19 protein-coding genes, 2 tRNA genes and 1 pseudogene are annotated in these 24,532 nt (G+C 70.6%); 19 read left to right on the top strand and 3 right to left on the bottom strand.

What is annotated here, in order from left to right; translation table 11 throughout:
- Position 1: 1 nt before the first annotated feature.
- The 6 genes from QFZ75_RS19080 (at position 2) to QFZ75_RS19055 (ending at position 6,585) form a co-directional block, all read left to right on the top strand.
- Positions 2-1,105 (top strand): acyl-CoA dehydrogenase family protein, encoded by a 1,104-nt coding sequence (locus QFZ75_RS19080; protein WP_307538495.1) that lies wholly within the window; start codon positions 2-4, stop codon positions 1,103-1,105.
- Positions 1,102-1,551, top strand: a complete 450-nt coding sequence (locus QFZ75_RS19075; protein ID WP_307538493.1) for an acyl dehydratase — start codon at positions 1,102-1,104, stop codon at positions 1,549-1,551. The genes QFZ75_RS19080 and QFZ75_RS19075 overlap by 4 nt, the downstream gene beginning before the upstream one ends.
- The gene (locus QFZ75_RS19070; RefSeq protein WP_307538492.1) at positions 1,548-2,720 is read left to right on the top strand and encodes a lipid-transfer protein; all 1,173 of its coding nucleotides are present in this window, start codon (positions 1,548-1,550) and stop codon (positions 2,718-2,720) included. Before QFZ75_RS19075 ends, QFZ75_RS19070 begins: the two co-directional genes overlap by 4 nt.
- Positions 2,721-2,896: 176 nt before the next feature.
- Positions 2,897-3,823 carry a DUF1906 domain-containing protein gene (locus QFZ75_RS19065; protein WP_307538490.1) on the top strand — a complete coding sequence of 309 codons (927 nt, stop codon included), beginning with the start codon at positions 2,897-2,899 and terminating at the stop codon, positions 3,821-3,823.
- Between the two features lie 348 nt (positions 3,824-4,171).
- Positions 4,172-4,717 (top strand): SigE family RNA polymerase sigma factor, encoded by a 546-nt coding sequence (locus QFZ75_RS19060; RefSeq protein WP_307538488.1) that lies wholly within the window; start codon positions 4,172-4,174, stop codon positions 4,715-4,717.
- Positions 4,718-4,926: 209 nt separating this feature from the next.
- Positions 4,927-6,585, top strand: coding sequence for a long-chain fatty acid--CoA ligase (locus QFZ75_RS19055; protein WP_307538486.1), 1,659 nt, complete (start codon positions 4,927-4,929; stop codon positions 6,583-6,585).
- A 128-nt stretch (positions 6,586-6,713) separates the two neighbouring features.
- On the opposite strand, the gene QFZ75_RS19050 is transcribed toward QFZ75_RS19055, so the two are convergent.
- Together QFZ75_RS19050 and QFZ75_RS19045 are read right to left on the bottom strand one after the other, a co-directional pair.
- Positions 6,714-11,528: a PAS domain-containing protein gene (locus QFZ75_RS19050; RefSeq protein WP_307538484.1), complete on the bottom strand. Its 4,815-nt coding sequence runs from the start codon at positions 11,526-11,528 to the stop codon at positions 6,714-6,716.
- A gap of 209 nt (positions 11,529-11,737) precedes the next feature.
- On the bottom strand, positions 11,738-12,208 hold the full coding sequence (locus QFZ75_RS19045) for an SSI family serine proteinase inhibitor (RefSeq protein WP_307538482.1): 471 nt from the start codon (positions 12,206-12,208) through the stop codon (positions 11,738-11,740).
- Between the two features lie 283 nt (positions 12,209-12,491).
- On the opposite strand from QFZ75_RS19045, the gene QFZ75_RS19040 reads away from it, so the two are divergent.
- A tRNA-Ser gene (locus QFZ75_RS19040) sits at positions 12,492-12,582 on the top strand.
- A gap of 241 nt (positions 12,583-12,823) precedes the next feature.
- A tRNA-Arg gene (locus tag QFZ75_RS19035) sits at positions 12,824-12,896 on the top strand.
- A 78-nt stretch (positions 12,897-12,974) separates the two neighbouring features.
- On the opposite strand, the pseudogene QFZ75_RS19030 reads toward QFZ75_RS19035, so the two are convergent.
- Positions 12,975-13,826: pseudogene (locus tag QFZ75_RS19030) on the bottom strand (tyrosine-type recombinase/integrase); the annotation flags it as partial.
- Between the two features lie 709 nt (positions 13,827-14,535).
- Between QFZ75_RS19030 and QFZ75_RS19025 the strand changes: the two are divergent.
- The 11 genes from QFZ75_RS19025 to QFZ75_RS18975 all read left to right on the top strand — a co-directional run bounded on the left by QFZ75_RS19025 (position 14,536) and on the right by QFZ75_RS18975 (position 24,520).
- Entirely contained in the window at positions 14,536-14,838 is a 303-nt protein-coding gene (locus tag QFZ75_RS19025; RefSeq protein ID WP_307538480.1) for a hypothetical protein, read from the top strand.
- Positions 14,839-15,049: 211 nt separating this feature from the next.
- On the top strand, positions 15,050-15,619 hold the full coding sequence (locus tag QFZ75_RS19020) for a hypothetical protein (RefSeq protein WP_307538479.1): 570 nt from the start codon (positions 15,050-15,052) through the stop codon (positions 15,617-15,619).
- 874 nt (positions 15,620-16,493) lie between these two features.
- Entirely contained in the window at positions 16,494-17,051 is a 558-nt protein-coding gene (locus QFZ75_RS19015) for a DinB family protein (protein ID WP_307538477.1), read from the top strand.
- A 511-nt stretch (positions 17,052-17,562) separates the two neighbouring features.
- Positions 17,563-17,874, top strand: a complete 312-nt coding sequence (locus QFZ75_RS19010) for a hypothetical protein (protein WP_307538475.1) — start codon at positions 17,563-17,565, stop codon at positions 17,872-17,874.
- A 93-nt stretch (positions 17,875-17,967) separates the two neighbouring features.
- Positions 17,968-18,537, top strand: coding sequence for a hypothetical protein (locus QFZ75_RS19005; RefSeq protein WP_307538474.1), 570 nt, complete (start codon positions 17,968-17,970; stop codon positions 18,535-18,537).
- Positions 18,534-19,427 (top strand): hypothetical protein, encoded by an 894-nt coding sequence (locus tag QFZ75_RS19000; protein WP_307538472.1) that lies wholly within the window; start codon positions 18,534-18,536, stop codon positions 19,425-19,427. Before QFZ75_RS19005 ends, QFZ75_RS19000 begins: the two co-directional genes overlap by 4 nt.
- Positions 19,428-19,627: 200 nt before the next feature.
- Positions 19,628-20,530: a DUF2797 domain-containing protein gene (locus tag QFZ75_RS18995; RefSeq protein ID WP_307538471.1), complete on the top strand. Its 903-nt coding sequence runs from the start codon at positions 19,628-19,630 to the stop codon at positions 20,528-20,530.
- 96 nt (positions 20,531-20,626) lie between these two features.
- Positions 20,627-21,091 carry an antibiotic biosynthesis monooxygenase gene (locus tag QFZ75_RS18990; RefSeq protein ID WP_307538469.1) on the top strand — a complete coding sequence of 155 codons (465 nt, stop codon included), beginning with the start codon at positions 20,627-20,629 and terminating at the stop codon, positions 21,089-21,091.
- 2 nt (positions 21,092-21,093) lie between these two features.
- On the top strand, positions 21,094-21,999 hold the full coding sequence (locus QFZ75_RS18985; RefSeq protein WP_307538467.1) for an amidohydrolase family protein: 906 nt from the start codon (positions 21,094-21,096) through the stop codon (positions 21,997-21,999).
- 134 nt (positions 22,000-22,133) lie between these two features.
- Positions 22,134-22,874 carry a response regulator transcription factor gene (locus tag QFZ75_RS18980; RefSeq protein WP_307538465.1) on the top strand — a complete coding sequence of 247 codons (741 nt, stop codon included), beginning with the start codon at positions 22,134-22,136 and terminating at the stop codon, positions 22,872-22,874.
- The gene (locus QFZ75_RS18975) at positions 22,871-24,520 is read left to right on the top strand and encodes a cell wall metabolism sensor histidine kinase WalK (RefSeq protein ID WP_307538463.1); all 1,650 of its coding nucleotides are present in this window, start codon (positions 22,871-22,873) and stop codon (positions 24,518-24,520) included. Before QFZ75_RS18980 ends, QFZ75_RS18975 begins: the two co-directional genes overlap by 4 nt.
- The last annotated feature ends 12 nt before the right edge of the window (positions 24,521-24,532 follow it).

Genomic DNA, 24,532 nt, shown 5'->3' with positions numbered 1-24,532 from the left:
CATGGACTTCACACCGGCGCAGGAGCAGGTGGCGGCCCGCGATCTGGCCGCGCGGATCTTCGGCGACCTGGCCACGCACGAGCGGCTGACGGCGGCCGGGACGGGCAGCGACGGCGAGCTGTGGAAAGCCCTGTGCGAGGCGGGGCTGCCGGGCGCGGTCGAGGACATCGGGCTCCTCGGACTGGTGCTCCTGCTGGAGGAACAGGGGCGTACGACGGCGCAGGTGCCGTTCGCCGCGAGCTGTGTCTACGGGCTGCTGGCGCTGTCGGCGCACGGTTCGGCCGGCCAGCGGGAACGGCTGCTGCCCGGCATCGCGGCCGGGACGGTCGTGGTGACCGGCGCGCTTTCCGCGCCCGCCGTACGGGAGGGTGCGCGCGGGGAGCTGACCGGCGTGGTCCCCGCGGTGCCGTGGCTCCGCGACGCCACGCACGTGCTCGTCGCCGACGACGCGCACCGGCTGTGGCTCGTACGGACCGCCGACGCGGGATGCGAGCCGGTCGAGCTGACGGCCCCGTGGTCGGCCGGACGCCTGACCCTCGCCGCCACCCCGGCCGAACGGCTCGGCGCCCCCGGCGGAGGGAACGGCCGGAGCGGCGCGGACAACGGCAACGCCGGTAATTTCGGTAACGGTGTCGGCAGCGACGTCGCGGCGTACGACGACGTGCTCGCCACCGCGCGTACGGCCTTCGCGGGGCTGCAGGCCGGAGTGTGCGCCGGCTCGGTGGCCAGGGCGGTGGCGCACACCAACACCCGCGAGCAGTTCGGACGGCCCCTCGCCACAAGGCAGGCGGTCCAGCTCCGCGCGGCCGACGCCCACCTGGACACCGAGGCGATACGGGTCACGGCGTACGAGGCGGCATGGCGCAGGGACGAAGGGCTGGAGTACGCCACGCACGCACTGACCGCCGCCTGGTGGGCCTCGGAGGCGGGACAGCGCGTCGTCCACGCGGGGCAGCATCTGCACGGCGGCACGGGCGCCGACCTCGAACATCCCGTGCACCGGCACTTCCTGTGGGGACGGCAACTGGACGCGTACCTGGGATGCGGGAGCGAACTGCTGCAGGAGCTGGGTGCGGCGATCGTGCACGCCGAGGAGGACGCGTGACCATCGGGGCCGGGCCGCCGCGGGCCGGTGACACGCTGCCGCCGCTGGAGATCGCGATCACCCGCACGCTCGTCGTCGCCGGGGCGATCGCGTCGCGGGACTACCAGGACGTGCACCACGACACCGAGTCGGCGCGGCGGAAGGGTTCGCCGGACATCTTCATGAACATCCTGACGACCAACGGGCTGGTCGGGCGGTACATCACCGACCACTTCGGGCCCGCGGCCGTACTGCGCAAGGTGGCGATCAGGCTGGGCGCGCCCAACCACCCGGGCGACACGATGGTGCTGACCGGCGTGGTGGAGGACGTCCGGGGTGACACGGCGACGGTACGGGTCGTCGGCGCCAACGGCCTCGGCGACCACGTCACCGGGACGGTCACGGTCACGGTGCCGCAGCCGCAGCCGCAGCCGCAGCCGGGGACGGGCACGGTGCCGCGGCCATGAGCGTACGGGCGAAGGACAGCCTCGGCGGGCGGGCGGCCGTCGTCGGGATCGGCGCCACCGAGTTCTCCAAGGACTCGGGACGCAGTGAACTGCGGCTCGCGGTCGAGGCGGTGCGGGCCGCGCTGGACGACGCGGGGCTCACGCCGGGCGACGTGGACGGCATGGTGACGTTCACGATGGACACGAGCCCCGAGATCACCGTCGCCCAGGCGGCCGGTATCGGCGAGCTGTCCTTCTTCTCCCGCGTCCACTACGGCGGCGGAGCGGCCTGCGCGACCGTCCAACAGGCCGCGCTCGCGGTGGCCGCGGGGGTCGCGGACGTGGTGGTCTGCTACCGGGCGTTCAACGAGCGGTCGGGGCGCAGATTCGGTTCCGGGGTCCAGCGCCGGCAGCCGTCCGCCGAGGGCGCCGCGCTCGGCTGGGCCCTGCCCTTCGGACTGCTGACGCCCGCGTCCTGGGTGGCGATGGCGGCCCGGCGCTACCTGCACACGTACGGGCTGACTCCCGAGGCGTTCGGGCAGGTCGCGGTCGTCGACCGGACGCACGCGGCGACCAATCCGGCGGCGTACTTCCACGGCAGACCGATCACGCTCGCGGATCACGCGGCCTCGCGGTGGATCGCCGAGCCGCTGCGGCTGCTCGACTGCTGTCAGGAGACCGACGGCGGTCAGGCCCTGGTCGTCACCTCGGTGGAGCGGGCCCGCGACCTGCCGCATCCACCGGCCGTGATCGTGGCGGCGGCCCAGGGCGCGGGGCGGGCCCAGGAGCAGATGACCAGCTTCTACCGGGACGACCTGACGGGGTTGCCGGAGATGGGCGTGGTGGCGCGGCAGCTGTGGCGTACCTCGGGGCTGAGGCCGGCCGGGATCGACGTCGGGATCCTCTACGACCACTTCACGCCGTTCGTGCTGACGCAGTTGGAGGAGTTCGGGTTCTGCGGGCCGGGGGAGGCCGCGGATTTCGTGGCGGAGGGGCGGCTGCCGCTGAACACCCACGGCGGACAGCTGGGTGAGGCGTATCTGCACGGGATGAACGGTGTGGCGGAAGGGGTACGGCAACTCCGCGGTTCGTCCGTCAACCAGGTGCGCGGAGCCGGCCGGGTCCTGGTGACCTCGGGGACGGGCGTTCCGACATCGGGACTGATCCTCGGTTCGGACGACCGGAGCTGACCGGAACCGTCCGATCGGCTAACCGTCCGATCGGCTAACTGTCCGATCCGCTAACCGACCGATCGGCTGATTGCGGGGCGGACGGATGAACGTGGCGCGTGTCCGGGCCCGATCCGGCCCCGTCGGCGCCGTCGGGGCCGTTGACTCGGCCCATGCGTTGGCTGCGATGTCACAAGATGATCGTCGGACTCGGGTTCGTGCTGCTCCTGCTGGGGCTCGCGGCGGCACCACCGGCGGAGGCGGGCCCCTGGCCACGGCGCGACGCCGCTCCGGTGGGCTCCGCGGCCCCGGACGCGGGTGGGGCTCCGGATGTGGGTGGGGTCCCGGACACGGGTGGAGCCCCGGACGCAGGCCCTCGTGTCCCTGAGTCCGGCGCGAGAGCCGGGGCGCGCACGTTCAAGGGCCGGGCCTTCGACACCTGCCGCACGCCGTCCACGGACACCATGCGGAGATGGCGGGCCTCCCCGTACCGGGCCGTCGGGGTCTACTTCGGCGGTCGCGGGCGGGCCTGCAAGGCACAGCCCCATCTGACGCGCGCCTGGATGCGGACGGTGCACGGCCAGGGCTGGCGGGTGCTGCCGCTGTACGTGGGCTCGCAGTCGACCTGCGTGTTCGCGCGGCACAAGAGGAACGTACGGATCGGACGGCACCCCTGGAAGCAGGGGACCTCGGAGGCCCGCGACGCGGTGCGCAGGGCGTCGGCGCTCGGTATGCGCCAGGGGAGCCCGCTCTTCCTGGACATGGAGGCCTACGCGTACGGGAAGAAGAAGTGCGCCCGTTCCACGCTGCTGTTCGTGCGGGGCTGGAACCGAGAGGTGTCGCGCCAAGGCTATCTGCCGGGGTTCTACAGCAGTGCCGGGTCGGGCATCCGCCACATGGAGCGTTCGCGGCGGGCCGGCGTGCAGGACCTGCCGGCGGTCGTGTGGTTCGCGCGCTGGGGTGTCCGCGACGGACTGCACCGTGAGCCCGTACTGCGCAGGACCGCGTGGACGCCCGCGCGGCGCATCCACCAGTACGCGGGGAACGTACGGGAACGGCACGGCGGCCGTACGCTGCTGATCGACCGCAACGTCATGCACGCACCGGTCGCACGCATCGACTGAGCGTCCCGCCAGGTGCGTTGCCCGGGCACATCGACCGAGTGCATCGACCGAGTGCGTCGGCCGGACGCATCAGCCGGACGCATCAGCCGGGTGTATCGGCCAGGCGTGTGGCCGGACGCATCGGCCGGGCGGTCGGGTCGCCGTAGTCCTCCGGCATCACACCGGGGTCCGGGCTACTGCGCACGGAGTGCGGCGGGAGCCGTCTCCCAGGGGCGAACCCTCAGGGGTCCGGAGCCTCGTGTCCACCTTCAGGAGGTGGGGCCTGCCCCCCTCCTACAACCTGAGGCGGACAAGGCTTCGGGACCTGCGGCCGATCCGCCGGAGCAGGGGCGATCCTAGCGTGGAGCCATGACCACATCCGTCTGCACCAGCGCTTCGAACGCAGCGACGCGGACCCATGCGTACCCGTCGTTCTCCTCGTACGTAAGGGCTCGCCAACCCGTGTTGCTGCGTACCGCGCGCTCGCTGACCGCGAACCCGTGCGACGCGGAGGACCTGCTGCAGACAGCCCTCACCAAGACCTATGTCGCCTGGGAGCGGATCGAGGACCACCGGGCCCTCGACGGCTACGTACGGCGGGCGCTGCTGAACACGCGGACGTCGCAGTGGCGCAAGCGGAAGGTCGACGAGTTCGCGTGCGACGAGCTGCCGGAGCCCCAGGCCCCGCCGGCCGGGGACCCGGCCGAGCAGCAGGTGCTGCACGACGCGATGTGGCGCGCGATCATGAAGCTGCCCGCGCGGCAGCGGGCGATGGTCGTACTGCGGTACTACGAGGACCTCAGCGAGGCGCAGACGGCGGAGGTGCTGGGCGTATCGGTCGGTACGGTCAAGTCCGCCGTGTCGCGTGCGCTGGGCAAACTCCGTGAGGACCCCGAACTGGGCCCGGTGCGCTGACGCCGGGCCGGCGGTGCGCGCTTTCGGCGCCCACCGTACGCCGACGTGCGACGACCGCCGCGGCGCGGGCACACAGGGCGCGGCCGGACAAGCGATCTCCACCGTGATGTGATCGATCGTCCGGAAGTAGTGACATACCACGCGGTACGTGAGCAGAATCAAGCCAACCTTTACTACCGCGTAGGCAATGTCGCCCACGGGAGGACGCAGTGCTGAGCACGATGCAGGACGTACCGCTGCTGATCTCGAGGATCCTGACCCACGGGTCGACGATCCACGGTTCATCTCAGGTGATCACCTGGACCGGCGAGGGTGAGCCGCACCGGCGCTCGTTCGCCGAGATCGGAGCACGGGCGGGCCGCCTGGCGCACGCGCTGCGCGACGATCTCGGAGTCCGGGACGACGACCGGGTCGCAACCCTGATGTGGAACAACGCGGAACACGTCGAGGCGTACTACGCGATACCGGCCATGGGCGCGATCCTCCACACGCTCAACCTCCGGCTGCCTCCCGAACAGCTTGTCTGGATCGTCAACCACGCCGCCGACCGCGTGATCGTGGCCAACGGTTCGCTGCTGCCGCTCCTCGCGCCCCTGCTCCCGCACCTCACGTCGGTCGAGCACGTGGTCGTCTCCGGCCCCGGTGACCGCTCGCTGCTCGACGGGGCGACCGTACGGGTGCACGAGTACGAGGACCTGATAGCGGACAAGCCGGACAGCTACGACTGGCCCGCGCTGGACGAACGCCAGGCCGCGGCCATGTGCTACACCTCCGGCACGACCGGTGACCCCAAGGGGGTCATCTACTCGCACCGGTCCGTCTACCTGCACTCGATGCAGGTCAACATGACGCAGTCCATGGGCCTCACCGACAGGGACACGTCCCTCGTCGTGGTTCCGCAGTTCCACGTGAACGCCTGGGGCCTGCCGCACGCGATGTTCATGACCGGCGTGAACGTGCTGATGCCGGACCGTTTCCTGCAGCCCGCGCCGCTCGCCGAGATGATCGAGAGCGAGCGTCCGACGCACGCGGCCGCCGTCCCCACCATCTGGCAGGGCCTGCTCGCGGAGCTGAAGGCCAAGCCGCGCGACGTGGGTTCGCTGACCCAGGTCACCATCGGCGGATCCGCCTGTCCGCCCGCTCTCATGAAGGCGTTCGACGAGCTGGGCATGCGCGTCTACCACGCCTGGGGCATGACGGAGACCTCGCCGCTCGGCACGGTCGCGCGGCCGCCGGCCCGGGTGGAGGTGGACTCGGACGAGGAGTTCGCTTACCGGGTCACCCAGGGCCGCTTCCCGGCCGGTGTCGAACCCCGGCTGATCGGCCCGAACGGCGAGCGGCTGCCGTGGGACGGCGAGTCCGCGGGCGAGCTGGAGGTGCGGGGCCCCTGGATCGCGGGCGCGTACTACGGCGGTCAGGACGCCGAAGTCCTCCGCCCGGACGACAAGTTCAGCGAGGACGGCTGGCTCAAGACCGGTGACGTCGGCACGATCAGCCCCGACGGCTTCCTGACCCTCACCGACCGTGCCAAGGACGTCATCAAGTCCGGCGGTGAGTGGATCTCCTCGGTCGACCTCGAGAACGCCCTCATGGCCCACCCCGATGTCGCCGAGGCGGCGGTCGTCGCCGTCCCGGACGACAAGTGGGGCGAGCGCCCGCTCGCCACGGTGGTGCTGAAGGAGGGATCCGACGTCGACTTCGACTCCCTGCGGTCCTTCCTCGCGAGCGAGGGCAATATCGCCAAATGGCAGCTCCCCGAGCGCTGGACGGTCATCGGGACGGTGCCGAAGACGAGCGTCGGCAAGTTCGACAAGAAGGTGCTGCGCAGGCAGTACGCGGCGGGCGAGCTGGACGTCACACAGCTCTGACGGCACGGATACCGCCGAAGCGCAGGTGCTTCCGCGGCAGACAAGCCCCTTCCGGGATGTCTGAAGCGGCACACGGCTTGGGGCACTGTTTCACGTGAAACAGTGCCCCGAGCCGTCTGTGCGAACGCTCAGTTCGTGCCGATCCGGGCCAACAGGTCCACGATCCGCTCCTGTACCTCGACGCTCGTCGACCGCTCGGCCAGGAACAGCACCGTCTCCCCCGCCGCCAGGCGCGGCAGCTCGCTCTGGTCGACGGCCGCCGTGTAGACGACGAGCGGGGTGCGGTTGAGCTGGCCGTTCGCGCGCAGCCAGTCGACGATTCCGGCACGTCGGCGGCGTACCTGCATCAGGTCCATCACCACCAGGTTCGGCCGCATCTGCCCGGCCAGCGTGACCGCGTCCTCGTCGGACGAGGCCCGCGCGACCTGCATCCCGCGCCGCTCCAGCGTCGACGTCAGTGCGAGCGCGATCTCGGCGTGCTCCTCGATGAGCAGGACGCGCGGCGGATGCTGCTCACTGTCGCGCGGTGCCAGCGCCTTGAGGAGTACGGCGGGGTCGGCGCCGTACGCCGCCTCGCGTGTCGCCTGCCCGAGACCGGCCGTCACCAGGACCGGCACCTCCGCGGCGACGGCGGCCTGCCGCAGCGACTGGAGCGCCGTGCGCGTGATCGGACCGGTGAGCGGGTCGACGAACAGTGCGGCCGGGAAGGCGGCGATCTGTGCGTCGACCTCCTCGCGTGAGTGCACGATGACAGGCCGATAGCCGCGGTCGCTCAATGCCTGCTGCGTGGTGATGTCCGGCGCGGGCCAGACCAGCAGCCGGCGCGGGTTGTCCAGCGGCTCCGGGGGCAGCTCGTCGTCCATCGGCCGCGGATGGGGCTGGTTCGCGACCTCCACCGCGCCGCCGGGGCCGTCCAGGGGCTCGGGACCTTCGTCGGCGTTCTCGTCGGGGGCCCCTATGGCGTACGACCGGCCGGTGCCCTCGGTGGCGTGGGCGAGCCGGGTCTGCTGACCGGCGGCCCCCGGGTGCGGGCGTGCCGCGCCCGTGTCCGCCTGCTCGGCGACGGGCTCGGGGCGGGTACCGAGCTTGCGGCGCCGTCCGGAACCGTTGGTCGCGTGCGGGGGAGGCGTGGGTGCCTGCGGCTGCGGGGCAGTGGCCCCGGCCCCCGTCTGGGCCGAGGCCTGAGCCGCGGCCTGCGCGTGTGTCTGTCCTTGTGCCTGCGCCTGTGCTTGTGCCTGTGCTTGCGCCTGTGCTGCGGACGCGGGAGGTGCCGTCCGGCCGGGCCCGGCCTGCTGGGCGTCGATCATGCGGCGGTTGAACGCGACGCCCTGCCCGAGGGTACGGACGCTGATTGCCCGGCCCTGGGTCGAGTTGGGGTCGACGGCCGCCGCCGTTGCCTCGGCGGGAAGGGGCTGTGCGGCGCGCGCCTGCTCCGGGGCCGGTACGGACTCCGCGGCAGCCGATGTGCCGGCGCTGCCGGGCCATGGTCCGGCCGTCGCCGCGGTCTGCGGCTGTACGGGGGCTCCGGCGCCGGAGGTGTCGCCCGAGCCGGGCCACGGCTGGGCGGGGGCGGCCGGGTGGTCCTCGGCCACCGCCTGCATGTGCGGCTGCGGCTGAAGTTGTGGTTGGGGTTGTGGTTGGGGTTGTGGTTGGGGCTGGGCGTGCCCAGCGCCGGTGGGGGCGGCGGGAGTGCCCTGGGCGGGCGTGCCGTGGGCCGGTACTCCGCCCTGGCTCGCGGGGTCCCCGGGTACCGCCGGCGCCGCAGGCCCGGTGAGACCGACGGGGGCGGGCTGACCGGGAGCGACCTGACCGGGCACGGCCTGCGGGGGAAGCGCCCCGGGGGGCGGAGCCGCCTGCGGCGGGAGGGCCTGGCCGACGGCGCCCGGCTGGGGGATGCCCTGCGGCGGGACGGCCTGCGGAGAGACGGTCTGGCCTGCGGCGGCGGGGATGGGGGCGGGAGCGGGGGTGCCGTGCCCTGGGATTCCCTGGGCAGGCACCGGTGCCTGCTGTCCGGGGACGGGCTGTCCCGGGACAGGCTGCTGCCCCGGCACGGGCCGGCCGGTCGCGCCCCCTGCGGGTACGGCTTGCGCGGGAGGCAGCTGGCCCGGCATGGGCTGCCCGGCGGGGACCATCTGATCCGGAGCGCTCTGTGCGGGGAGAGCCTGCCCTGGAAGCGGCTGTGCGGGCAGCGGCTGTCCGGGGAAGGGCTGTCCGGGAAGGGGCGCGGCCGATCCGGGCGCAGCAGCAGCGGCGGGAAGAGCACCGGCCGCCGTATCGGCCGGGCTCTGCCGGGCCCGCCGGCGTCCGCTGGGAGCCTGCACGGGATGCGGCTGGGGCGGAGTGTGATCCTCGGCGAGGTCGTGCAGAGCCACGTCATGGCGGCCGTCGGCGGACCGGGCCTGAGCCTGGGTTCGAGGCTGTGCCTGAGCCTGCGCCTGGCCGTGGCCCACGGCGTACTGGGCGGCGTACTCGGGAGAGCGGTCCGCCTCGGCGGGCGGCAGGGCGAACACCGCGCGCGGCCCCGCCTCCTGGGCCGCCGCACGTTCCGCCGCGGCGGCCAGCGCACGCCGACGCCGTCCGGTCGGCTGGGCGCCACCACCGGCGTCGGCGCCACCACCGGAGGCGGCACCGCCCGGACCCTCGCCCGCACTCGCGTCCGTGAGGGGAGAGGGACCCGCGGGCAGCGCGGCCGGAAGGGCCTGCCGACCGTCGTCCTGCAGTGCGCGCCGTCCGCCGGCGGGCGCGGGCACGCCCTGCGGAGGCACGGTCTGCCCGAGTCCCGTGGCAGCGGTACCGGCCGCGTGCTCGGCGGCGGTCACGACCGCGCCCTCGGAGACCCCCGCTCCCGCGGGGACCGCACCGTCCTCGACGGGACTCGGCCGCCCGCGCCGCCGTCCGGTGCCGCCGTTGCCCTCGGAACCGCCCTCGTCGGTCGGAGCCTGGGCCGGCGCCGCCGGCAGTGCCGGTTGTGCACCGTCGCCCGTGCCGCGCCTGCGCCGCCCGGTGGGCACGGTCGCGCCCGTCTGCGCCGGGGGTACGACCTCGCTCTCCAGGAACGCGTCGACGGACGCGCGCCTGGCCCGTCGCCGCCCGCCCTGCGGGGAGGCCTGCTCGGGCAGCGCGAGGGCGGAACCGGCCGCACCGGAGCCCGCTCCGGCAGCGGAACCGCCGTCCGCACCCACGCCCCCGCCCGGGCCCGTACCCATACCCGTACCGGAACCTGAGTCCGTACCTGTACTCGTACCCGTGTCCGCCCCCGGAACGGGAGCCGGGACCGATCCGGCCCCGCCCCCGATGGGCACTTCCAGGACGAACGCGCTGCCGCTCATCCCAGGAACCTCGTGCGTCTGCAACACTCCGCCGTGCGCACGCACGATGCCGCGCACGATCGGCTCGTGCACCGGGTCTCCCCCGGTGTACGGCCCGCGCACCTCGATCCGTACGCCCTCACCGCGCTGCGCGGCCGCCACGACGACCGTGTTGTCCATGTAGCCGCCGGCCGAGACCGGCGAGTTGCCCGTGGAGTCGACGCCCGCGACGTCCGCGATGAGGTGCGCGAGCGCGGTCGCGAGCTGCTTCGGGTCGACCTCGGCCTCGATGGGCGGCGCGTGCACGGCGAACTGCACCCGTCCGGGCCCGATCAGCTCGACCGCCCCGTCGACACCGGCGGCGACGACCGCGTCCAGCATCACCTTCGTACGGGTGACGCCCTCGGTGCCGGAGTCGAGGCGCTGGTACGCCAGCACGTTGTCGACGAGGGTGGTGATACGCGAGTAGCCGGCCGAGAGGTGGTGCAGGACCTGGTTGGCCTCGGGCCACAACTGCCCGGCGTCGTCGGCGGCGAGGGTCGCGAGTTCGCCGCGCAGCTGGTCGAGCGGTCCGCGCAGGGAGCGTCCCAGGACGGCCAGGAGCTGCTCATGCCGTGCGGACAGCGCCTCGTAGCTGTCCTTCTCGCGCTCGGCGAGGGCCGCGTACCGGTCGTCCCCGGCGGCGAGCTCCTCCTCGTGCTGCTCGCGCAGCTCGGCGAGCGTCCTGGCGTGCTCCTCCCGGAGGGCGGCCAGCTCCTCGGCGTGTGCCTCGGCGGCCTGCGTCAGTTCCCGCTGGTGCCGCTCGGCCTCGGCGTCCTTCTCCTCGGCGAGGGCGTCGTACGGCCGGCGGTCCGTGAAGGTCATCACGGCGCCGACGAGCTGGTCGCCGTCCCGCACCGGCGCGGTGGTCAGATCGACCGGCACCTTGGCGCCGCTCTTGGACCACAGCACCTGTCCGCGTACCCGGTGCTTGCGCCCGGAGCGCAGGGTGTCGGCGAGCGGGGACTCCTCGTACGGGAAGGGCTCGCCGTCCGCGCGCGAGTGCAGCATCAGCGGGTGCAGCTCCTGCCCGCCGAGGTCGCTGGCCCGGAAGCCGAGGATCTGCGCGGCGGCCGGATTGACGAGGACGACCCGGCCCTCGGTGTCCGTGCCCACCACGCCCTCGGCGGCGGCACGCAGGATCATCTCGGTCTGCCGCTGCGAACGCGCGAGCTCGGCCTCCGTGTCGACGGTGCCGGACAGGTCGCGCACGACGATCATCAGCAGTTCGTCGCCGGTGTAGCCGTAACCGTCGTACGCCTGCTGCGCGTTCTCCAGGTTCGCGCTGGTGACCTCGACCGGGAACTCGCTGCCGTCGGTGCGGCGGGCGATCATCCGGGTCGGCCGGGTGCGTCCGCTCTCGTCGACGGTCTCGGGGCGCCGCATGGTGCCGGGGATGAGCCGGGAGTCGAACTGCGGCAGCAGATCGAGCAGGCCGCGCCCCACGAGGGCCGTGCCCGGGGTCTCGAAGGTCTCCAGGGCGATGGTGTTGGCGTTGACGACCGTGCCATTGGCGTTGACCAGTACCAACGCGTCGGGAAGCGCGTCGAGTATGGCTGCGAGGCGAGCAGCGCCTCGGGATGGCCTGCTGCTCACGAGACGCTTCCTCCCTGTCACCGCACCTTGCCGACCGCGGTAGCCATCTTGCCAACGGGTCCGCGACGTGTCACGCGAGGGAGTCTACGGGCAGTGGTTGCGCTCGCGGCGCCGGATGAGAGGGAGGTCGCACGCGGAGTGGACGCAGAACGTACGCGGAGGACGCGGAGAACCTGTGACCACGCGCCGCGTCCCCGGCCGCCGTCCCTCTACGCGCCGAGACCCGGTAGGACGGGTACCAGGGCGTCCCACCTCGCGATCTCGCATCCGTTGCCGCGCTTGTACGTCGCGTCGACGGGGCGGCCGGCCCAGGTGCCGGTGACGTGTGCGGTGGCCGGGCCGCCGTACTGCATCGTGCACAGCTCACCCTCCCGGCCCGGTGCGAACGGGCTCTTCCCCCAGGAGGTCTTCCGGTCCAGCTTCTCGCACGCGGCCCGGGCGTCGGGATGGCTGCCGCCCGCCGGGTGGCAGTCGAGCTCGAACGTGCCGTCCCGGCCGCCGCCCGCCTCGCTCACCGTCACCGTGAGGTGGTCGGCCTCCGAACCGGTCACGGGCGGCGGCATGAAGGGGAACGAGTCGGTGTACGCGACCGCCGGCGCCGCGGACAGCGCGGCGAAGGACACGGCGGCGAAGGACACGGCGGCGGAGGTGGCGACGGCGAAGACGGTGCGACGCGGCATGGGGGGCTCCACGGGGTGCGGTCGGTTGAGTGAGGACCTCGGGGACCGGACCGCGGTGAGCTGGAAGAACGGCTCCGCGGCTGCTCCCCGGTGGCTCTCCGGGCTCTGTGCCGGGGCGCGTGCCCCACTGCTCTAACGCCGTCGGCGCCGTGACGTTGCGCCGCAGGCGGGGGCTTTGCCCTCGGGCCGTGCCGCCTAGTACCGTAGGAGCCGATTGGTGGCAGCCCGCTGGGCTGTGTCATCATCTGCACGCACCATTCGCGCTCGCGCGGACGGTTGTGCTGGAGGCGTCGCCTAGTCCGGTCTATGGCGCCGCACTGCTAATGCGGTTTGGGACGCAAATCCCATCGAGGGTTCAAATCCCTCCGCCTCCGCCGAAGATCACGAAGCCCCGGTCACCCATGACCGGGGCTTCGTCCGTTCCTTGATCGTTACCGGCGCTCCACGGGCCCGCGCCCGAGGTCGTCCTCAAGCCCTCTTCGGGCTGTTTCCGCAGTTCAGGCCGGGTCTGACAAACGGATTTCGCCTCACGGCGCCAGTCATGTAATGTTGTTCCCGCAACGCCGACCAGGCAGAAAAGCCCGGAAGGAAAAGCGAACACAACAGAACACACAAGCACTCGTAGCTTAACGGATAGAGCATCTGACTACGGATCAGAAGGTTGCAGGTTCGAATCCTGCCGAGTGCACAGCAGCTCAAAGGCCCCGGAGTCATCCGGGGCCTTTGGCGTTTCAGGGGCGTACAGCAGCGAAGTACAGCAACCGCGTCAGCCGGTACCGCCCATCGCGTCGGACAACTGGCCGATCGCGGCACGCACCTGCTCTTCGCTCGCTTCGGCGTAGACCTCCATCGTCATGGCGATCTGCGAGTGCCGCAGGATGCGCTGAGCCACCTTCGGATGCACCTTCAACGCCACCAGGAGCGAGCTGCACGTGTGTCGGGCGTTCCGCAGCGGGATGACCCGGAGCCCGGCACGACGAGCGCGCAGCGCGAACATGCGGGTCATGTTGCCCGGCTCGATCGGCGTGCCGTACTTCGTGGTGAAGATCAGACCGTGACTGTCCTGCCAGACCTCCCCAGCGGCTTTCCGGTCGCCGGTCTGCTGAGCACGGCGCATCCGCAACGCCTTGAGGCAGAGCGCCGGCAGCGGCAGGAAGTCGTCGGAGTCCTCGGTCTTGGTCTCACGGTGCAGGATCTGCCGCCCCGCACGCTGGATCTGGTGATCGACGTACAGCTCTCCCCGCTCGAAGTCGACGGACTTCCACGTCAGGCCGAGCACTTCCCCGCGGCGGAGTCCGAGGCACAGCGCGAGGACCCAGGCCGCGAAAAGGCGATCGTCCCGAGCGGCGGCATCAGCGAGGAACCGGCCGGCCTCAGCAACGGACCACGGCTTGATCCGGCGACGACGAGGCTTGGGCACCTTCACGAACGATGCCACGTTCTTGCCGATCTCCTCTTCGGTGACCGCATGGGTGAGCGCAGCCCGCAGAGCGTCGCGGGAGCCTTGGACCACGCGCCGGGACGGGTACGACTCGCAGCAGTCACCGATCGCGCAGCACTTCCGGCGAGAGGCGTCCCGCTTGGCGTCCTTCCCCTGCGCGCAGCACTGGCAGACGGTATCCGGTTGCGCTGGCCTACTCGGCTCTAGCCGTCGCTGCGCAGATCACACCCCGCCGGCCCGCACTGCGGGCCGGCGCCGGGCTCGGGGGCTCGGGGCTTCGCTCCTGCCTTCGGCCCGCGCGCCCCGGCCCCCGGCCCCGCGCCACCCAAGGATGCCCCGGGGTGATCACGCTTCACGCTCTGGCCCGCCAAGGGCCGATACACCGGACCGATCCTGATTCCCCGCCCATCCACGAGCACCAAGCCCCGCCTTGGGCAGGCACTGCCTCATGACCGGCACGCATGATCCGCAACAGGCCCAACCGACGCTTTGGGATCAAAAAAGCAGGTACGCCACGGCTGAGGCCTGCCGGATGCTGCGAGCAGTGGAAGCGGGATCAACCAGGGATGGCGGTCGAGAGAACCGAGGTCAGGACATGCCTCCGGCGGGGGATCGGCCGGCACCGGGGCAGAGGGGCGCCATTGCCGACCGCGGGCACGTTGTGGCGTGCGCAGGGTGCTTCCGTCCCGACCACCATCGACCCAGGCAGAGCCGAGCAGTCGCGGCCCAGGGCGTCAAGGTCGTTCGTACAGTGGCGCGCTCCACCTTGACGCCCTGAACCACGCCCGCTCCACGGTGTGTGGGTCGACGGTGGACGGGATGGAAGCTGGGGAAGGTGGTGGGTTGGGGTGAGCTGTCAGCAACGCCAAGCTGGCAGGATGCGGCTGTGGCGGAGTACACGATCAGCACCCAGAGTGGCAGCGACTGGCCCGACATGCCCACTGGCGACCTCTCCAGCTACCTCCTGCCGAAATCTCTACAGTGCAAGATCGTGGATGACAGCGATGTGCTGGTCTTTCGCGCTGGTAGGGCCACCGTCAGTGTCTCTTGGGAGCTTGCCGGTACGTGGTACGTCGACATCGAAGGCTCCGAGTCGTCCGCGTCGGCGGAGCTGATCGCCGCTGAGATCGCACAGCAACTTGGCGATGCGACCGGAGAGCAGGCCGTTCACTACAAGATCACTGACTGATGGACTTCGCCATCATCTTGGCAAGGCCGCACTCGACTGCTGACACCAGCACCTGACACCAACAAGGTCGAACAAGGACGGTCGCCACCGAACCTCAGCGGACGGTCGTTCTAGGGCCGGAGCGGGTTGGCCAACGTCCACAGCCCTCCATGATCGACCTGATAAAGATGAGGGCAGAGGTTCAAGTACGCGATGGCCGGGGGACGCGCGCATGACGGAGTACACGTGGCCGACGGGTGTAGATGATCCGACCCCAGAGGACATACGACGCGCATGGCCAGCAACTGTGGCCGCGCTGCCAGCGGGTACTGCCGTGACTGGCAAGGTCATCGGCCGCCAGCCCTTCGGCGTGTTCGTGCAGATCGACGGAGTACCGGACGGGATGGGACTGGCAGAGATCTCTGCTGCCCCGCATGGAACTGTCCCGCCCCCAGTAGGGTTCGCGATCAGCGGAAACGTGGTCTCACACGCTGATCACAACTACCAGGTCAGACTCCGGCTTGAAGACTGGGGAGACGAGCGAGTGCCAGTACCACTGTGGCCCACCGAGCGCCTTGCTGACCGCGAGGCCCTGAGTAGCTTCCTGAAACGTCTGCGACAGGACTTTGAAGCGAGCGGCGACCAGTGGGAAAATCGGACGCTAGACGGCTTCCTGGAGGCTCTGGAAGCGTGGGTGGCCGACGCCCCGGGGTCGTACACGAACCACGGTCAAGAGCTACCGGCCGACGGCGACTGGACGTTCATGGCTCGGGCCCTGAGCGCAGCGCGGTTCTACGAGTGACGCCGTGCCCCCTGCGTGCCCGATGAGGGAGCGGCCGACGGTGAACAGCGGGGAGTCCCGGCGAACGGTCCGAGAACCCACAGGCCACCGTCTTACCAGGTCAGCCCGCATCCACATACGCGATCTTCCAAACTGGTGCCTCAGGACCCGGCAGTAGCTTTGGCTTGGTCGTTGAGGCTCCGTTGGCCACGCGGGTGCGCTAAGGTCCGGCACGGAGCTGTGCTGAGCTCGGCATTGCCGAGTCTCGCTCTGTCCCTCTTCGCAGCCGTTGTCTGCAAGGTCCTGGCATCAAAGTTGAGTAACAACGACCAGGGCATGGAGACGAACGACGAGGAGAACCGTATGGCTGATGTATCGAAGTTGAGCAGGATGAAGCAGGTGGCTAGCGCTGTTTGTGACGTACTGGGAGACCTTGCAGTCGGCTTCGCGGGTGGGGCAGTGTCGAGCTGAGCACAGCTCCGTTGTCGTACAGCAGAGAAGTGCAGCAACCGCAGCAACTGACTATGGCCATCAGTCAGCGTGAGAGACCGAAGAGGGGTCTTTATGGCCCACGTTGACCGATCTGTCTAGAGCTACGGATCAGAAGGTTGCAGGTTCGAATCCTGCCGAGTGCACAGCAGACCAGAGGCCCCGTGGAGGAATCCACGGGGCCTCTGGCTTATGCGTTGACGGCAGTGGTTGACGGCAACCGCATCGGTCGACGGACGCGGAGCGACCCGGACGGCTGCCGGTGGACCGGTCGTGTCGTGATCGTCCTCCAGGTCGTCGCCGTCACCCCGCCCGCGGGTGCCCCGTGCCACTAGGACAGAACTTGGCCTAGATGATCTCTAGCTTGGTCCTGGCGATGAAACGGGAACACCGGAAGGCGGGGATCATGACTGACGACGAGCAGAACACCCGGGACGCGGGCGAGCGCCCGACGATCACCGGTGAGCGCGCCGACTGGATCGGGACACTGGCCAAGCACCGGCACTTTCTGCGCTTCACGACCCGCGATCTCACCGACGAGCAGGCCCGCCGGCCAACCACTGCCAGCGAGTTGTGCCTGGGCGGTCTGATCAAGCACGTCACGGAGGTCGAACGGGCCTGGGGGAACTTCATCCTGAACGGCCCGTCGTCCATGCCGGACTTCACGGCGATGACCGACGCCGACTGGGCGCGTCGGGCAGACGGGTTCCGGCTGCTGCCCGAGGAGACGTTGACCGGTGTGCTGGCCGACTACGCGGAAGTGGCTCGCCGGACCGATGAACTGGTGGTCACTCTGCCCGACCTGGATGTCTCCTGGCCCCTGCCGAAGGCTCCGTGGTCCGAACCCGGTGCGCAGTGGTCGGCCCGACAAGTACTGATGCACATCGTTTCCGAGACTGCCCAGCACGCCGGCCACGCCGACATCATCCGCGAGTCCCTCGACGGCGCCAAGAGCATGGGGTAGTCCTCACCGGTACCGCTCGCCGGCCTTGGTCCGGCAGGCGATCAAGGCGGCCTGCCTGCACCGGTCCACGCGCTGAGCGGCCGAGACGGGCAACCGGACGCCGAACGGCTCCTGAGGACGGCTTCGGTGTCGGCCTGGGTAAACGGCCACAGCGTGGCTTCGGTGGACCCGGCTCTCCGTGCCGTGGTTCCCCACTGCTCCCCGCTCGACCTGGTGCGCTTGTGGTGCGGGGTGGGCGGAGCGTGGCCGAGGAGCGCCACGTTCGCAGGTCTGGTCGGCAGTGCCTCGGAGACCGGTCAAGAAACGTTTCGAAGCGAAGGGAAGTCTTTCGAAAAAGGGACTTCTTTTATGGGGATGAGCGTGTAGTGCTCAAATATTATCATTATGGATTCAGGTCTCTCCGTATCTATATATGCGTTCTACGATCTGATTCGCATCAGCGCGACAGCTGAGTATGAGTGAGGGCGGTGTGCCGGACGACGGCTTCCGTGCTTGATCTCCAGGGGGGTACATGGCTGACTTCAAGATCAAAAAACAGAGCGCGGAGAACATTTATCAGGGGGAGACGCTCTACATCGGTCCCGAGCAGGCGAGCGTGACGGCCGCACGTCTGGACGCCCTGCTCGCACGCATCGACGAGGAGCCGTCCGAAGCCGCCGAGTGGGGGGACCTGCGCGCCGAGGTCGAGAGTGCCCGGTACGCGCTGCCCGAACGCACCGCGGCCGTCGGGGCGCTGGAGCGGGCGCAGACCATCGCCACGAGTCTCCGGGCCACTTCCGTCGTCGCCGCCATCGCAACCGTCATCAGCTCTTTCGTGCAGTGATCCGGCGAAGCCCGGACGGTGCGTTCTCGGCCGATGCCGAAACCGATGCCGAAACCGAGGCCGAGGCCGAGTCAGCCCAAGGAAAGAGGACCGATGGGCGGAAGCAGAGACCGGAAGAACTCCACCACCCATTACATCGGCCGGCAGGAAGCCCACACGATCAACAACGCGGATACGGTCAACCATATCCGTGAGCTTCACCTGGCTCCCCCGGAGCCGACCCCGCGTGAACGCGCGGAGGAACACCTGCGCCTCGGTGACGCGTCATTGCGCCAAGGACTCCACCATTCCGCGGTCACCCATCTGACGGAGTGCATCAGCCTCGGGGCGCTGGCCCCGTCGGCCGCCGCACACGCGCGTTTCCTTCTCGCGCTGGCCCGGCTCGGAGGGAGGCGTCCGAGCCTGTGCACCACCGCCGAAGCCGCCGCCGCACTGGATCTGCTGGGCCCGCTGCACGAACCGCACGCGCGCTTTCTCGCGGCCCTGGTGCAGGAGGACCGCACCAACGCGTGGATGGGGTCCGCGGCTGTCCCGGACAGCCTGCGCACGAAGGCGAGGCAGATCGATCGGTCGTACGCAGATCTCATCCGGCGGCATGTACCCGCGCCGCAGAGCCGTGTCTGGCAAGCGCTTGACGAGCGTGCAGGAGGAACCACCCCATGACCATGACCATGGCTGAGACCCGGGCGACCGAGCGGAAGAAGAAGGTCGAGAAGTACTTCCATCCCACCCCCGAGCAGAGCCTCGACCGGATTGCCACGGGACTGCTCGTGGGCGGCGGCATCGCGGTGCTGGTGGGGCTGATCGCCTTGAGCGGCAGCGCGTTCCTCGGAGTGCTGCTGATGGCCGGTGGTGTCTGGGCCGCCGTGAAGGGCGGCCAGAAGAAGAAGGAGTACAAGGAGGCGTACGAGAAGGCGGAACCCAAACCGTCCGATCGCGAGATGGACCGGCTCCTCGCACAGGATCTGAAGGTCATCGAGGACCGTGCGATGAGCCGCCTGGGCATCACCTCGGACCATCTGGAGATCGGTGCCGAGGCATGGGATCCGGTGGCGGCCCTGCTCGGCGGGAGCCCGGCCGAACGTCCCGAGAAGAGGCCGCTGGTTCTCTACGGACCGAAGCTCAGCGGGTTCGGAATCGGCGACGACGGGGTGTGGCGGTTCAGGGAGTACGAGGTTCTCGTCGTCTGTCCCACCCTGCATCACCTCGCGCTCTTCCACTGCACGCTGGACTTCCTGTCGGGCGGCCTGTCGAAGGAGGACACGGAGGAGTACCAGTACAACCACGTGGTCTCCGTGTCGACCCGGACCACACCTGCTCCCGACCATGTCTCCCTGGACGAGTTGAACACCCGTACCCCCGATGCCGACACCGTCCGGTTCAGCAAGGTCCAGCGGCGTCGGCTGGAGGTGAGCGTGTCGAACGGCCAGTCCATGGGCGTCACGGTCGGTATCACGGACGAAGAGGACAGCTCGAAGAAGGCCCGGCTGCAGTCCAGCGGCATCGACGAGGTCATCGGGTCCATCCGGCGTGTCCTGCGGGATCATTCGTAGCGAGCGTGGACCGGCGTGAGCCGGCGTGAACCGTGGCATTCGGAATCTTGGAATCCGTATCCTGTCGAATGCCCGTTGATCACATGGATCACATGGATGAGGGGCCCCGGACGACGAGTCCGGGGCCTCTGCGCCGGGGCGGCTCGTCCGGTGCCGGTCGTACCTCCCGTTGTCAGTGCCGGCCTCTACGCTCGTGGGTGATGGCACAGGTGTGGAGATGCGCGGGGCTGCGGTGGGTCGGGTCGGAGCCCGTGCTGGTGTGGGGCGGGGGGCGTCGTAGTGCGTTGCCGTGGGGGAAGCAGGTCGCGTTCGCCGTCGTGGGCGGGGGCGTCCGGCGGTGTGTGGGGGCACGCGGGAACAGCTGTCCGCCGGGCACCGCGGTGTCCGGGCGGAGCGTCGGGGCCCGGTGCGAGGAGTGTGCGCGGCTGGACCGGGCGCACTCCGTCGCCGCGGACACCATCGCCGACGACCCCCGGCCCTACTCCGTCTATCTGGCGTGGTTCGGACCCGGGATGGTCAAGGTCGGCATCACCGCCGTCGAGCGCGGATCGGCCCGGTTGCTGGAGCAGGGAGCCGTCGTCTTCACCTGGCTGGGGCGGGGGCCCCTGATGGCCGCCCGGCGCAGTGAGGAGTTGCTGCGTACCGCGCTGGGGGTGCCGGACCGGATCGCGTACGACGCCAAGCGGGCCGTACGCAGTGCGCTCCCGGGGACCGGGATACGGGAGGCCGAGGTCCGGGAGCTGCATGCGCGGGCCGTGGGACTTCAGCGGTGGCCGGAGGCCCTGGAGCGGATGCCGTTCGAAGCCGTCGACCACGCGGGGGCGTTCGGGCTGGACGGGCTCGCGCCGGCCGTCGCCGTCGTCGCCGAGCTCGTGCCGGGCGGGGTCGTACGGGGGGAGCTGGTGGCCGCCGCCGGGCCCGATCTGCATCTGCGGACCCGGCGCGGGGTGGTCGTGCTCGACACCCGGCTCATGACCGGGTGGGAACTGACCGGAGCGGGTGAGGGGGAGGCGGATGAGGGGGAGGCGGGTGAGCGAAGTGGATCCGGCCACATCACCGTGCCGGTGCGGGAGTTCGGGGGTGTTCAGGGCGGACTCTTCTGAGGCGGACGGGCACTTGGTCAAGAGATCGATCCCGAGCGGGTCCCCTTCGGTAAAGGCCCTGGACGTGGTACGGCGGCCGGACCGAGAGTGGGCGTCATGAGTCATCAGTCGTCAGCACCTGTCCCCCGTCCCTCCTCCGCCGTCGTGCCCGTCGTGCCCGTCAGGGCGTATGAACCGCCCTACTACGCCGTCGTGTTCACCTCGGTGAAGACGGAGTCGGCCGACGGGGGGAGCGATGCGTACGGTGAGACCGCCGAGCGGATGGAGGAGCGGGTCAAGGGGATACCGGGGTTCCTCGGGATGGACATCGCGGGGTCCCCGGGCGGGCTGACCGTCACCGTCGGGTACTTCCGGGACGCCGACGCGCTCGAGGCCTGGCGGAGCGATGCCGAGCACCGGGCGGCGCAGAAGCGGGGGCGCGCCGAGTGGTACGAGCGCTACACACTGCACGTCGCCAAGGTCGAGCGGAGCTACGGCTTCGAGCGTGGAGAGCAGGACGAGCACGGGAAAAGCATCGAGCCGGGAGCAGGAGCAGGGGCAGGGGCAGAGGCAGAGGGCTGAGCGTGGACGCGGTCGACGAGGTGGCGGGGGCGCCGGGCGAGGCCGGTGACGTACGGCGGTTCTGGGAGGGGCTCGGTCTTCCCGGCCTCGTCGACGTGCACACCCACTTCATGCCCGAGGCGGTCCTGAGGAAGGTCTGGGCGTACTTCGACGCGCTCGGGCCGCTCACCGGTGGTGTCGAGTGGCCGATCACCTACCGGGCCGGGGAAAGCGAACGGGTCGGTCTGCTGCGGGAGTTCGGTGTGCGGGCCTTCACCGCCATGCTCTACCCGCACAAGCCCGGCATGGCGCGGTGGCTCAACCAATGGGCCGTCGACTTCGCCCGGCGGACCCCCGACTGCCTCCATACGGCGACGCTGTTCCCGGAGCCGGGCGTGGCGGCGTACGTGCGGGAGGCGCTGGACGACGGGGCGCGGGTCTTCAAGGCGCACGTCCAGGTGGGGGCGTACGACCCGGCCTGCGAGCTTCTCGACGAGGCCTGGGGCGTGCTGGCCGAGGCGGGGACGCCCGTGGTGATCCACTGCGGCTCCGGGCCCTCGCCCGGCAAGCACACCGGGCCGGAGCCGGTCGCGCGGGTGCTGGCGCGGCATCCGCGGCTGCGGCTGGTGATCGCGCACATGGGGATGCCGGAGTACGAGGACTTCCTGGACCTCGCCGAGCGGTACGGGGAGGTGCGGCTGGACACGACGATGGCGTTCACCGACTTCAGCGAGGAGTTCGCCCCGTTCCCGCGGCGGGCGCTCCCCCGTCTCTCCGCACTCGGTGACCGGATCCTGCTCGGGACCGACTTCCCGAACATTCCCTATGTGTACATGCACCAGCTGCGGGCGCTGGAAGGGCTCGGGCTGGGGGAGGAGTGGCTGCGGGGAATCTGCCATGACAACGGGGCGCGGCTGTTCGGGCTGTGAGGACGGAGCCCGGCGGAGCCCGGCGGAGGCCCGCGGAGTCGTCAGGTGTTCCCTGAGAGGTACCTGTGTGTTTCTCAGGGGATTCACAGGTCGGGGAAAGCGTGCTCTCAGACCGGCCCAGCAATGTGTCCGCTATGACCACGACCTCGCCCCAGGGGCGCACCGAACTGCTGAGGCCGGACGGGAGCCCCGTCCGCGTGCTGGTGGTGGACGACGAGCTGTCGATCACCGAGCTGCTGTCCATGGCCCTCCGCTACGAAGGCTGGCAGATCCGCAGCGCGGCCGACGGGACCGGTGCGGTGCAGACCGCGCGCGAGTTCCGGCCCGACGCCGTCGTCCTCGACATGATGCTGCCGGACATGGACGGTCTCGCCGTCCTCGGCCGGCTGCGCCGGGAGATGCCCGACGTGCCCGTTCTCTTCCTGACCGCGAAGGACGCGGTCGAGGACCGGATCGCGGGCCTGACGGCCGGCGGCGACGACTACGTCACCAAGCCCTTCAGCCTCGAAGAGGTCGTGGCCCGGCTGCGGGGCCTCATCCGCCGTTCCGGTGCCACCGACCGCCGCTCCGACTCGGTGCTCGTCGTCGGGGACCTCACCCTGGACGAGGACAGCCACGAGGTGGAGCGGGCGGGTGACGGCATCCACCTCACCGCGACCGAGTTCGAGCTGCTGCGGTTCCTGATGCGCAACCCGCGCCGGGTGCTCAGCAAGGCGCAGATACTCGACCGCGTGTGGTCGTACGACTTCGGCGGACAGGCCAACGTCGTCGAGCTCTACATCTCCTACCTGCGCCGCAAGATAGACGCAGGCCGTGAGCCGATGATCCACACCCGGCGCGGCGCCGGATATCTGATCAAGCCCGCGACGTCGTGAGCGGGCGACGACGGCCGCGGTCGCAGGGACGCCGGCAGCCCCGGGCCCTGCGCACGCAGCGGCGCCGGCAGCCCCGCACCCTGCGGACGCGGCTCGTCGTCTCGGCGGTGGCGCTGATCGCGGTGGTGTGCGCGGTGATCGGCACGGTCACGACGATCGCGCTCCGCTCCCACCTGTACGAGCAGCTCGACGACACGCTGAAGGACGCCGCCATGAGGGCGGCGGGTCCCCTGGACCCGGGAGGCGTCCAGTCCGGTCCCCGTGGCGACGACAAGCCGAAGAGGACACTGTCGGTGTTCGTCACCCAGGGCCCGCAGCCCAGCGGCACGGTGGCCGCGGAGGTCACCGGCGGCAGCATCACCGAGGCCCAGGTCGGCAAGAAGACCAAGGGCGACTACGGGATACCGGATGTCGATCCCCAGCCGCTCACCGCGGCGCAGCAGGCCGTCCTCGCTGACGTGCCGCGGGACGGCAGACCGCACACGGTCACCCTGCCGGGCCTCGGCGAGTACCACGTCCAGTACCAGAAGGGCGACAACGGCTCGTTCTACGTGGGCATGCCCACCGAGGACGTCACGAACACGCTCAACACCCTCATCCTCGTCGAGGTCAGCGTCACGCTCGCCGGTCTCATCGCCGCCTCGTTCGCCGGGGCCACGATCGTCACCGTCGCCCTGCGCCCCCTCCGCAAGGTCGCCGCCACCGCCACCCGGGTCTCCGAACTCCCCCTCCACACCGGCGAGGTGACCCTCAACGAGCGTGTCGCCGAGTCCGAGACCGACCCCCACACCGAGGTCGGGCAGGTCGGGGCCGCGCTCAACCGGATGCTCGACCACGTCCACGGCGCCCTGCACGCGCGCCAGGAGAGCGAGACGCGCGTACGGCAGTTCGTGGCGGACGCCAGCCATGAGCTGCGTACGCCACTGGCGTCCATCCGCGGATACGCCGAGCTCACCAGACGCGGCCGCGAGGAGACCGGGCCCGACACCCGGCACGCGCTGGGCCGCATCGAGTCCGAGGCCGGGCGGATGACGGGCCTCGTCGAGGACCTGCTGCTGCTCGCCCGCCTCGACGCGGGACGGCCGCTGAGCTACGAGCACACCGACCTCTCCCCGCTGGTCGTGGACGCCGTGAGCGACGCCCGGGCGGCCGGGCGCGAGCACAACTGGCGGCTGGAGCTGCCCGACGAACCCGCACTCGTGCTGGCGGACGCCGCCCGTATCCAGCAGGTCATGGTCAACCTGTTCGCGAACGCGCGTACGCACACACCCGCGGGTACGACGGTGACCGCGCGCGTGCGCCGCCAGGGGACCTGGGTGTGCGTGGACGTCCAGGACGACGGACAGGGCATTTCGCCCGACCTCCTACCGCACGTCTTCGAACGGTTCGCGCGGGGCGACTCCTCGCGCTCGCGTGCCTCCGGTTCCACCGGACTCGGGCTCGCGATCGTGCAGGCCGTGGCCACGGCGCACGGCGGTGCGGTGACCGTCGACAGCGTGCCCGGGCGCACCGTCTTCACCGTGCACCTGCCCGCGCCGGCCTTCCAGACGCCCCTTTCTCACGAGGCGTTCATCTCCGAAACGAATTCACAACCGTACTCACAGGCACAGCACAGCACGACCACATGGGTGCAACAGGGCGCTTGACGACAGTCGTCG

It is taken from the genome of Streptomyces sp. V3I8 (assembly GCF_030817535.1).
In the GTDB taxonomy this organism is placed as follows: domain Bacteria; phylum Actinomycetota; class Actinomycetes; order Streptomycetales; family Streptomycetaceae; genus Streptomyces.
This window is presented reverse-complemented; position numbering and strand designations above follow the sequence as displayed.